Origin of the sequence: Methylovulum sp., from assembly GCF_028687615.1 — a bacterium.
Taxonomy (GTDB): Bacteria; Pseudomonadota; Gammaproteobacteria; order Methylococcales; family Methylomonadaceae; genus Methylovulum.
The window spans coordinates 1-10,919 of sequence record NZ_JAQTZU010000050.1; the positions used below are offsets into that span (position 1 = coordinate 1).

Consider the following 10,919-nt stretch of genomic DNA (forward strand, 5'->3'; position numbering starts at 1 on the left):
ATATGTCGGGCTTTGACTCGACCGGCGGGACGCGGGTGTATTGGACATCTATAGACGCCCCTGACTTGTCGCCGGTTACAACCTCCCCGGCGCTAGTGGGTAGTTTGCAGTATCCGCATGTGGTGGGCAAGTATAGTGTTTGAGGGCGTGGCGGTTGTTGGGTATTGGTTAAATGATTCTGTTTTTTGTACCTGCTACTGCCCACACTGCAAAAGTTAGTTCAACGCGGTAAGGCGCAATCCGTAGGGTGCAATAGGCGATAGCCGTATTGCACCGCATGTTGGATTTCAATCATCCGGCGCATTACGCTATCGCTAATGCGCCCTACGCGCTGACGTTAGGCAGTAACGTAGTTTGTATCCCATTTGCCCCCCCCGACAAATACCTTCGGGGCACAAGTGCGAGGAGCGCAAGACATCAGCGGCAATGGGCCGCCTTTTCTTTGGATACTTTCTTTTCGATTTGGATGCCACCACAAGGGTGGTCTATGGACAGAGGTAGGGCAACGCCTCTCAAGGGGGTCTATGGACAGAGCAGCGTAGCGGTGTGCCGAGGCGGCGCAAAAGACAAATCCGCCGGGAGCGGATTTGGTGCCAACCCGAAGGGCAAAATCCACGGATGGATTTTGCAGTGTATCTCGCTTTCGGGTGCGAGAACCCGATTAAATAATCCGTCGCGATAGCGACTCAATATTTCTTTATTCAACAATGCAAAAAGGTCTGCGTAACATCCGCTGATAAACAAAAACGGCTGGTCACGGCGTTGCTGCATCAATCAACATCAACCTGCGCCAAGTGTTAAATTTAACTTCTAAAATTCAATTTGTTATCTATTATTTCGCCAATGGCGGACGGGCATCCGCATCTCATTCCCAGCCGCCACCTAACGCTTTATAGACTGAGATCAAAGCGGTGGCTGTGTCAGTTTCGGTTTGTGCCAATCGGTCCTGGGTTTCCAACAGGCGGCGTTCGGCATCGAGTACGGCGAGAAAATCGGCAACGCCATCTTGATAACGCAGCCGCGCCAAATAGGCGGCTTTTTCGCCGGCAACGACGGCGGCGCGGAAATACTCGCGGCGTTGTTGCAGCTTGCCGTATTCCAGCAGGGCGTTTTCGGTTTCTTCCAACGCGCCCAACACGGTTTTTTCGTATAAGGCTAACTGGCCTTCGGCATGGGCATCGGCGGCTTTTATGCGCGTGTAGACACGGCCTAAATCAAACGCCGCCCAACGGATAGACGGCCCGAATGAATAGGTGTCGCCGCCGCTGGCGCCTAGCCCTGCGAAACTACGCGCTTCCAAAGCGATATTGCCGACAAAACTGACGCGCGGGAACAAATCCGCCGTGGCGACGCCGATTTGCGCGGTGGCGGCGGCAAGGCCGCGTTCGGCGACGCGGACATCAGGGCGGCGTTGCAGCAACTTGGCGGGATCGCCGATGCCGATGATTTTCGGTGCTTGCGGTAATGGGGCGTTAGCCTCCAGTCTACCGTACAACTGTTCCGGGGTTTTGCCGACCAATACCGATAAGCGGTGGATGGCATGGCGAATGCTGGCTTCCAAGGGCGGAATAATCGCCAGAGTCGAATTCCATTGCTCTTCGGCGCGGGCGGTGTCGAGTGCCGTGCCTTGTCCGCCGCTCAGCCTGGCTTGGGTATATTTGAGCGTTGCCGCCTGATTGCCGGCATTTTTGCGGGCGACGGACAACTGGTGCTGTGTGCCGCGCAGTTCAAAATAATTCCGCGCCAATTCAGAGACTAAACTGACGATGGCATCGCGGCGTTGGGCATCGAACGATTCCATCTCGGCGGTTTGGCTTTCGACAGAACGGCGGATGCGCCCGAAAAAATCCAACTCCCAAGTCGCATCGAAACCGGTGTTGAGCAAATCGAAACCGCCAGGATTGGTGGCCGAGCCGAAGATGCCTTTACTGCGTTGCAACGATTTTTCCGAAGCGGACAGCGTCACCGTCGGGTAGAAATCAAACTGGCTTAATTGCCGCGCCGCCCGTGCCTCGCGTAAATTGGCGGTGGCGATGCGCAAGTCGGGATTGGCGCGTAAGCCGTCAGCCACCAAAGTATTTAGGGTTTTATCGGCAAACTTTTCCCACCAGCGGATTTCGGTGCTGTTGGCGGTCATAGTATCAGTGGCGGCATTGGCGAATTGCTTGGGCGCAGACGTTTGCGGCGCTTGATAATCCGGGCCGACCGCGCAGGCAGACAGTGCCAGGCAAACACTGAAACAGGCTAATTGTCGCTGGCGCATATTAAGCCTCCTCGCTGGTAGCCGTGGTAAGGGCTTTATTGCGCTCGGCAATGCCTTGCAAGGCCACATAAAACAAGGGGGTGAACAATAAGCCGAACAGGGTGACGCCCAACATGCCGTAGAAGACTGGCGTACCCAAAGCCTGGCGCATTTCCGAACCCGCACCGGTGGCGAACAGCAACGGCAATACCCCCATAATAAAAGCAAACGAGGTCATCAATATCGGCCTAAACCGCAATTGGCAGGCTTCCAGCGCGGCGGTAAAGCGGTCAATGCCCGCATCGTGGCGTTCTTTGGCGAATTCGACAATCAGAATCGCGTTTTTACAAGCCAAACCCACCAATACCAGCAGGGCGATTTGCGTGAAGATATTGTTGTCAGTGCCGCGCAACCAGACTCCGCCCAAGGCGCACATCAAGGTCATTGGCACGATTAAGACAATCGCCAATGGCAAAATCCAGCTTTCATACAAGGCCACCAACACCAAAAACACCAATAAGCTGGAGAAGGCGAACACATACAGGGCGGTATCGCCCGCTTGGATTTGTTGGAAAGTCAGTTCCGTCCATTCAAAATCCATCGAAAGCGGCAAGCTTTTGTGCGCCAACGCTTCCATCAACGCCACGGCTTGGCCGGAGCTAAAACCGGGGGCCGCCGCGCCGTTGATTTCCGCCGCCGGATACATATTGTAATGCACGACCCGATCCGGGCCGCTGATTTTACGCATAGCCACCAAGGCTTCCAAAGGCACCATTTCACCTTGGGCGTTGCGGGTTTTTAGCCTTCCTATGTCTTCCGGTTCGCGGCGAAATTCGCTATCGGCTTGCGCGGTCACTTGGAAAGTCCGCCCGAACAGGTTTAAGTCATTGACGTACAGCGAACCCAAATAAGTCTGCATGGTTTCAAATATTTCCGTCAGCGGGATGCCTTGCGACTTCGCTTTAACGCGGTCAATGTCGGCATAAAGTTGCGGGACATTATTCTGAAAGCTGGTGAATAGCCCGGCCAGATGCGGATTTTGCCGACCTTGCTGCAACACCGCTTGTACGGCATTATCGAGCTGGTCAAAACCCTCATTGCCACGGTCTTGGATTTGCATTTTAAAACCGCCCAAACTGCCCAAACCCAAAATCGGCGGTGGCGGGAACACGCCGATAAAAGCTTCTTTAATGCCTTTCATTTTCGGCTGCAATTCCGCTAATAATTTTTGTGCCGACCAGCCATTGGCGACGCGTTCCTCAAAAGGTTTTAAGGGTACGAAAATCGTTCCGGCATTGGGCGTGTTCGCGCCGCTGACCACCGAAAAACCAGGAAAGCCTACCGCCGCCTTCACACCCGGTTGGGCGAGGATCATTTCCGACGCTTTGCGGATAACGGCGGTGGTGCGTTCTAACGAGGCCGCTTCCGGCAATTGTGCAAACACGATCAGATAACCTTTGTCTTGCAGCGGAATAAAGCCGGACGGCACTTTGTTAAATTCGTAACCGGTAAACGCCAGCAAGCCGACATAAACCAACGCGACCAAGGCCGTCAGCCGCATCAAACGTTTCACCACCGCCGCATAACCGGAAGAACTGGCGGCAAAACCACGGTTGAACAGTTTGAAAAACCAACCGAACGCGGCATTGATCAGTCGCGTCAACCTGTCGCCTTTGTCGTGATGCGGCTTCAATAACATCGCCGCCAAAGCCGGGCTTAACGTGAGGGAGTTGAACGCCGAAATCAGCGTCGAGGCGGCAATGGTCAAGGCGAATTGTTTGTAAAACTGCCCGTTAATGCCGGCCACAAACGCCGAGGGGATAAACACCGCCGCCAATACCACGGAGATGGCGATAATCGGCCCGGTCACTTCGCGCATGGCCTGGCGTGCGGCATCTTTGGGATTTAATCCCAGGGCAATATTGCGTTCGACGTTTTCCACCACCACAATGGCGTCATCAACGACAATGCCAATCGCCAAGATCAATCCGAACAGCGAGAGATTGTTCAACGAAAAGCCCATCATCGCCATCACCGCAAAAGTGCCGACGATAGACACGGGAACCGCCAACAGTGGGATAATCGCCGCCCGCCAGCTTTGCAAAAACACCAGCACCACCAACACCACCAGCAACAGGGCTTCGGCAAACGTATGCTTGACCGCTTCCAGCGATTGTTCGACAAAGATAGTGGTGTCGTAAACGATTTGGTACTCCACGCCTTCGGGGAAGCGGGTTTTCAATTTTTGCATCAACGCTTTAACCTGATGCGCGGTTTCCAAAGCATTGGCGCCTGGGCGTAGCGAAATGGGCATCGCCACTGCGTCATGGTTGTTCAATTGGCTGCGCAAGGAATAGCGTTCCGCGCCCAGTTCAATACGCGCAACATCACGCAAGCGCAACAAACTGCCGTCTTCGCCGTATTTGACGATGATGTTGCCGAATTCTTCAATACTGGTCAACCGACCCATCGTGTTGATATTCAACTGGAAATCGACCGCCTTATCCAAGGGCGGCTGACCGACGACACCCGCCGCCACTTGCACGTTTTGCTCGCGGATAGCCCGCACCACATCACTGGCGGTCAAATTGCGGGCGGCAATTTGGGTCGGGTCTAGCCAGACGCGCATACTGTAATCGCCCGCACCACGGGTTCTGACATCGCCGACACCAGGCAGACGCAGCAATGGGTCGCTGATATTCAGCAAAGCGTAGTTGGACAAATATAACTGGTCGTAACGCTGGTTAGGGGACGTCAAATGGACGACCAGCAGAATATCCGGCGACGATTTTTTGGTGGTCACACCCAAACGGCGGACATCTTCCGGCAATTTGGGCAGGGCGTTGGCAACGCGGTTTTGCACCTGCATTTGCGCGATATCCAGATTGGTGCCAATTTGGAAGGTGATGGTCAGTTGCATTTGCCCGTCGCTGGTCGATTGCGACGACATGTACATCATATTTTCCACGCCGTTGACTTGCTGCTCGATAGGGGCGGCAACGGCTTCGGCAATCACCTTGGGATTTGCGCCAGGATAACTGGCGGACACTAAAATCGTCGGTGGCGTGACTTCGGGGTATTGGGCGATGGGCAAGCCGAACATGGCAATGCCGCCGACCAGGACAATCACTATCGACAAGACAATGGCAAAACGCGGGCGGTCTATAAAAAAGAAGGCGAAATTCACTGTACCACCCCCGCCGCCAGTTCGGCTTGCATCAGTGCGTGGGTGGCCTGCACTTCCACACCCGGACGGACAAATTGCAGGCCGTTGGTGATGACCCAATCGTCAACCGTCAGACCGGCGGTAATAATACGCAAGCCTTCATGGCTGCGCCCTGTTTGGATGGGCCGGTATTCGGCGTGGTTGTCCTTATTGACCACCATGACGAACTGCTTGCCCTGATCCACGGCAATGGCGCGGTCGCTAATCAACAAAGCCTGATATTTGCCGCTACCGGGTATGCGCACCCGCGCGAACATGCCCGGCCCCAGAAAATCATCGGGGTTGGCAAATACGCCACGGGCGCGGATGGTGCCAGTCGCCGGATTAATTTCAGGGTCAACGTAATCAATATAACCTTGGTGTAAATAGCTATTTTCATCAATTAACGCCATTTCCAAGGGAATTTTAGAATCGTGCGTGCTTTTGCGTTTGCCCTCAATATTCAGGCGGCGGTATTTAAGCACCGAGCGTTCGTCGGCATCGATGTAAACATGGATGGGATCAATCGACACAATAGTCGCCAACACCGTCGCATCGGCACTGACCAGATTGCCTTCGGTGATGAGTTTACGGGAAATCCGTCCGGCAATCGGTGCGCGGATATGCGTGAAATCGACATTCAGTTGCGCCAATTCGACAGCGGCGTTGGCAGCGTCCACCGAGGCGGAAGCCTGCACTACGTTTTTGCTGCGCGTGTCGTATTCTTCTTCGGAAATGGCCTGCTCTTTTTGTAGCCGTTGCGCCCGTTGCACATCGTTTTGCGCCAATTCCAAACGCGAGGTGGCCCGGTCCAGTTCGGCTTTGGCCTGATGCAATTGCGCCATGTACGGTCTTGGGTCAACCACAAACAGCAAATCGCCTTTTTTGACTTTGCCGCCGTCTTTAAAACCAATCTGTTGCAAATAACCCGACACCCGCGCCCGAATATCCACCGCTTCGACCGCTTGCAAACGTCCGGTGTATTCGTCCCATTCGACAATCTCATGTTGTAACGGTTGACTGGCAACGATGGCGGGTTTAGGAGGCGTAGCGACAGCAGTCGGGGTTTCGTTTTTTCCGCAACCAGCCAACCATACAAGGCTAATGGTTAAACTGATAAACCAATAAGAAAAGCTAAGTTTTCGGAATGGCGGGGCGGAAAGCGGTTGTACATTCATACCGATGTGGCTCCTTTGGACATAAGGCAAACGTTGATTGAGTGGTTGCGGTCTGGGATTAAAATCATTGCGGTGATAGCGTAGCGAAAAAACCTGTTTTTCGCTGCGCCCAAGCAAGACAGAGCAAAGCGTTAAATAATTCACAACCAGTGGATTTTATAGATGCCAATCTCCCTATCGGCAGGTTATTGGGGCAAAGCTTATTCAATAAGTTATTAATTCGCCGATAAAATCCGCTTTGCCTATCTCCACCCCGTTATGCCGCAGGATGGCGTATGCCGTGGTGATGTGGAAATAAAAATTGGGCAGCACAAAATCCAGCAGATACGGTTGCCCTAATAAGCGGATTTCATGGTCGCGCAATTTTAGCGTGACCGTCCTGTTTTCGCTACCGTTAAGGTCGGTTTCGCCGACACTTTGCAAAAAGGCAAGCGTCTTGGCAAGACGCGCCTGCAATTCAGCAAACGTGGTTTCGCTATCGAGACAGTGAAAGTATTCAAAAATTTCCCGAATGCCATATTGTAACTAATTGATTTTTATTAGTAAGTCGAGTAAAAAACATGTTTTTTTACTCCAAAACTGAATACTTTCACAGTCTCTATCTTCATATCAGCCGTGCGGCACACCCTTTGGCAATATCCGTGGCGATGTCAAGGTCAGCCAAGTTGGCGACATCGCCTTGGATGCCCAGCGCATTGCCGCCGATTTCCAACGGCGGCATCCAATTCCGCCTGCCTGCGCCCGGTGATGATGACGCTGGCATCTTCGCCAGCAAATAATTTGGCCGTTGCCAAGCCAATACCGCTGTTGCCACCGGTAACGATGGCGATTTTTCCAGAAAGTTTGCCCATAAAAATGCCCCATTCAATATGAAAAATAAGGTTGGCTGCCCTAATGAATTTATAAATTCATTAGTTCCGAATTTTAGAACCATGAAAGGGGGTTGTCAAATGTGGTATGCTTTTAACCATGAGAACCCTGTACCATCCCCCCGTAGAAGAAATCACCGTCGAAGGCATCTTGCATGCGTTTTCCGATCCTGTGCGCCTAGAAATCTACATCAACCTTGCCGTTGCGGAATGCGCCAAGAACTGTTCCGCTTTTGCGACCATCCAAAAACGGACTTTGCCTAAGTCGACGCTATCCCAACATTTCCGTGTCTTACGGGAAGCAGGGCTAATCCGTAGCGAACGCAAGGGGGTCGAACTTATCAACTCAACACGTTGCGCCGAGTTGAAAGAACGGTTTGGCGCTATGATTTTGGCAATCATTGAGGCTTACGCAAAACAACAACAAGCCGTGTAGCAAGGAAACGCTGATTGACCGTCCTGCACCCCGAATGATCATAGATTTGTCAACATGATAAATAATGTATCAAGTCCCGCCTGGTCATAAACCTTTTTAACAAACAACTCAGGCTTATCTTCTTGCCATTTTTGGACGGCTTGCATGGGTGTTTGATGGTTGATGGCGCGTTGTGGAATATGATGATTATAGATAACCAGGTAGCTGAGCAAGGTCTTCTCCAATTCCTCGGCGGAGCTAAACCGGGTTTGCTTGAGCAATTCGCTGATCCGTCCATTAAAACGCTCCACCACTTGTGCCCCAGAGGGTATGCCGTTGGTTTGCGGATGTCTGGGCGGGCTTAAACGATGCTCAATGCCTAGCTTGTCACAAGCTTGGTCGAAACGGTGCTGCCCCGTAGGCTGCTTGCCTTTGCTGGTGAAACGGTCGGTGAACTGGGTGCCATTGTCAGTGGGCAGCTTGACGATTTTCATGGGCGCGGCTCGAACAACGCGCTTGAGGAAATCGACGCTACTGGCGCAGGTCTGCTCCTCGTAAACGGCAAGAAACACCCGGCGGGTGGCGCGGTCAATGGCTTTGAGGCGGTAGCGGCGGCTGTCCCCGTCAGGCATTTGGGGCAGGTATTTGATGTCGATGTACCCATAGGGCATAAATGCAGGTAGCCAGGCTCATAATCCTTAAACGTTTTACGCGGCTGTGCGGCCTCGGCAACCGCTCCCTGCGTTGCCCTACCTCCTGCATCCATGCAGTCGTCGTCTTCCACGGGCGGCAGGACGTCTTTCAGCTTGGAGATGCCACTTGTGCCCCAGAGGGTATGGGCGCGATGTGAACGGTCTTCGGTGTCTTCGCGCTGTTGCCATTTCCTCGCCGTGCTACGGCTAATGTGATACCGCTCCGCCAGTTTCCGGCCTGACAGTGCCGAATCCTTGATTTCTTGGCGGATGACGGGCGTTGTCCTTGCTTGGGAATGGATGTGGTGGCCCATGTGCTTGTTTCCTGTTTAGCAGTTTGATAATGTTCTTGTAAATACGCTTTTGCCCGGAACAACGGCCAGCTACGGATGGGTATATGATCGCACGGAACTATACAACTACGCGATGAAGCCGCGCAGCGCCGGTTACCTTGAACGTTGGGCAGTTTGGGTTCGGGTGTATTGGCTTTTTGTTTGTCGGGTTTGTAGGCTGCGGGTGTTTTTGAGGTTGCCGGTTGGCTTTGCTGGGTTCCGCTGCGGGTTGGGTTGAGCGTCATCTCTGCATTCTGCGGGTTGTTGGCACTGCCGTTTCCGTCCCTGTTGTCGGGGTTGTGGCTTGTGCTGGGGGTGCTGTTGTCCGGTATCGGTGGCGGGGTCGTTTCCCTGGCTTCTGGCGGTTTGTTTGGCTGGGGTTTGGGGCGGAATCCAGGCTTGGCCTTTGCCTTGCGGTCGCCCTGTTGGGTTTTTCGCCTTCACTTTCGGCCTGTCGGGTCTGGCTTTTGCGTCGCCGCTCCCAAGCGGGCGAAGTGGGTTTTTGGTTTTGTGCCTGTCGGCTTTGCGGGGTTGCCATCCGTTTTGCGTGGCAGGGCGGTTTTCTTGCCCGTTGTGGCGGCGGTTTCCGGCTGGTTGCAGTCGGTTGTTGCCAGTCTTGGCGGGCTTGGTGTTTTTCGCGTTGTGCGGCACTGCGGTACGGTGGGCTTTTGCGGTGCGGGGCAAAATACGTCGCCTTCAATGCCCAACAAGCCAGTCAAAGGGACTGCCCGCCGTTCCGGCTGGCGAAGTTTTTAGTTTTCACAGGTAGGCGGCTTTGCCGTAGGCCATCGGGCGGGCAGCCCCCTTACCGTAACGTTGGGCAGTCCAAGACAGGGCCTGTCAGTTTCGATTTATCTACGTTAGTGGCGGATAACGCGAAATCATAATCCTTAGGCTTAATAAAGAATCGTCAAACAACTATTGGGCGTTATAATTTCCACACAATTTATTTTTGTGAGTGTAGTTCATGATGACTGTAGAAACTATTGAAAAACAAATTGCAGAGTTAGATAACGTTTCGTTTGCCAAACTCCGTGATTGGTTTATTGAATTCGACCACGCTCGGTGGGACAAGCAAATCGAAGCAGATTCAAATAACGGAAAGCTGGATTTTCTTATTAACGCCGCTTTAGCGGAGCATCAAGCCGGAAAATCGAGGGATATTTGAAACACAAAACAGCATCCAGTTTCTGGAGTTGCTACGAGCTTCTCCCAACGGATATTCGTAGTCTTGCTGACAAAAACTTTCAACTGTTAAAAGCCGATTCTTCTCACCCATCATTGCAATTCAAAAAAGTTGGAAAAGTTTGGTCTGCCCGTGTCGGTTCGCATTATCGAGCGGTCGCCACACCAATTGAAGAGGGCTTTCTTTGGGTTTGGATTGGTACTCATGCAGAATACGACAAATTACTTCGTTAATGAGGTTCGTTGAAATATGCGTTGGCTTTTATCTGCTAGTGCTGGCTGGAAACTGTAGTTTGTATTTTTGGTAATTATTCAGCCCCTGTAGTATTCGTTAAGCCCAACAAGTCAGTCAAAGGGACGCGCTGCCCGTTGGTGGTTTTGAAGTTCGGTTTTTTATCAAGGTTCGGTGGCTTCGTTCGCTTTCGTTAGTGGCGCGCCCCTTACCGTAACGTTGGGCAATCATGGTGCAATTTCGTTTTCTTTATTAGTCTGGTTTGTTCTTTCAAACTCGATACACTAATGACCTTAACTTTTCGGTTTGCTAGGCATTGGCATCAGTGCTAAAGTCCGATTTTAGTAAAATCATTAAAATCATTAAAATCATTAAAATCATTAAAATCATTAAAATCATTGAAATCGGAGCAATTATGTGTTTAGTCCCGCATTTAAATGGTTAAACTCAAGGAGCAAAAGCTATGGGGCAACTACTACACGGAACAGCCACGACCACGCACGCCGTCCGAGAAAAAATACAAAACGCTGAAGGGAGCCTCGCAAAGCTAGCCAAGCATTACGGCATCA

The 10,919-nt window shown here is 52.3% G+C and carries 9 protein-coding genes and 2 pseudogenes; 5 read left to right on the top strand and 6 right to left on the bottom strand.

Going from position 1 to position 10,919, the window contains the following annotated elements:
- Positions 1-865 precede the first annotated feature (865 nt).
- From PHH59_RS16595 to PHH59_RS16615, 5 genes are all read right to left on the bottom strand, one after another.
- Positions 866-2,263: an efflux transporter outer membrane subunit gene (locus PHH59_RS16595; protein WP_300018885.1), complete on the bottom strand. Its 1,398-nt coding sequence runs from the start codon at positions 2,261-2,263 to the stop codon at positions 866-868.
- Position 2,264: 1 nt separating this feature from the next.
- Positions 2,265-5,429 carry a multidrug efflux RND transporter permease subunit gene (locus PHH59_RS16600; RefSeq protein WP_300018888.1) on the bottom strand — a complete coding sequence of 1,055 codons (3,165 nt, stop codon included), beginning with the start codon at positions 5,427-5,429 and terminating at the stop codon, positions 2,265-2,267.
- Positions 5,426-6,625: an efflux RND transporter periplasmic adaptor subunit gene (locus PHH59_RS16605; RefSeq protein ID WP_300018891.1), complete on the bottom strand. Its 1,200-nt coding sequence runs from the start codon at positions 6,623-6,625 to the stop codon at positions 5,426-5,428. Before PHH59_RS16605 ends, PHH59_RS16600 begins: the two co-directional genes overlap by 4 nt.
- A 204-nt stretch (positions 6,626-6,829) precedes the next feature.
- On the bottom strand, positions 6,830-7,138 hold the full coding sequence (locus PHH59_RS16610) for a DUF1993 domain-containing protein (RefSeq protein WP_366145482.1): 309 nt from the start codon (positions 7,136-7,138) through the stop codon (positions 6,830-6,832).
- A 143-nt stretch (positions 7,139-7,281) separates the two neighbouring features.
- Positions 7,282-7,476: an SDR family NAD(P)-dependent oxidoreductase gene (locus PHH59_RS16615; protein WP_366145481.1), complete on the bottom strand. Its 195-nt coding sequence runs from the start codon at positions 7,474-7,476 to the stop codon at positions 7,282-7,284.
- Between the two features lie 118 nt (positions 7,477-7,594).
- Here PHH59_RS16615 and PHH59_RS16620 point away from each other — a divergent pair, with 118 nt between their 5' ends.
- Entirely contained in the window at positions 7,595-7,930 is a 336-nt protein-coding gene (locus PHH59_RS16620; protein WP_300018897.1) for a helix-turn-helix domain-containing protein, read from the top strand.
- Between the two features lie 38 nt (positions 7,931-7,968).
- Here PHH59_RS16620 and PHH59_RS16625 read toward each other — a convergent pair.
- A pseudogene (locus PHH59_RS16625) lies at positions 7,969-8,621 on the bottom strand (DDE-type integrase/transposase/recombinase); the annotation flags it as partial.
- Positions 8,622-9,167: 546 nt separating this feature from the next.
- Here PHH59_RS16625 and PHH59_RS16630 point away from each other — a divergent pair.
- The 4 genes and pseudogenes from PHH59_RS16630 to PHH59_RS16645 form a co-directional block, all read left to right on the top strand.
- Entirely contained in the window at positions 9,168-9,689 is a 522-nt protein-coding gene (locus tag PHH59_RS16630; RefSeq protein WP_300018900.1) for a hypothetical protein, read from the top strand.
- Between the two features lie 211 nt (positions 9,690-9,900).
- Positions 9,901-10,101 carry a hypothetical protein gene (locus PHH59_RS16635; protein WP_300018903.1) on the top strand — a complete coding sequence of 67 codons (201 nt, stop codon included), beginning with the start codon at positions 9,901-9,903 and terminating at the stop codon, positions 10,099-10,101.
- On the top strand, positions 10,098-10,352 hold the full coding sequence (locus PHH59_RS16640) for a hypothetical protein (protein ID WP_300018906.1): 255 nt from the start codon (positions 10,098-10,100) through the stop codon (positions 10,350-10,352). The genes PHH59_RS16635 and PHH59_RS16640 overlap by 4 nt, the downstream gene beginning before the upstream one ends.
- Before the next feature lie 461 nt (positions 10,353-10,813).
- Positions 10,814-10,919 (top strand): annotated as a pseudogene (locus PHH59_RS16645) (IS481 family transposase); the annotation flags it as partial.

Excerpts from the sequence above, each read along its gene's own strand:
- PHH59_RS16635 (WP_300018903.1), top strand. The coding sequence starts at position 9,901 with ATGATGACTGTAGAAACTATTGAAAAACAAATTGCAGAGTTAGATAAC.
- PHH59_RS16595 (WP_300018885.1), bottom strand. The coding sequence starts at position 2,263 with ATGCGCCAGCGACAATTAGCCTGTTTCAGTGTTTGCCTGGCACTGTCT.
- PHH59_RS16620 (WP_300018897.1), top strand. The coding sequence starts at position 7,595 with ATGAGAACCCTGTACCATCCCCCCGTAGAAGAAATCACCGTCGAAGGC.
- PHH59_RS16615 (WP_366145481.1), bottom strand. The coding sequence starts at position 7,476 with ATGGGCAAACTTTCTGGAAAAATCGCCATCGTTACCGGTGGCAACAGC.
- PHH59_RS16605 (WP_300018891.1), bottom strand. The coding sequence starts at position 6,625 with ATGAATGTACAACCGCTTTCCGCCCCGCCATTCCGAAAACTTAGCTTT.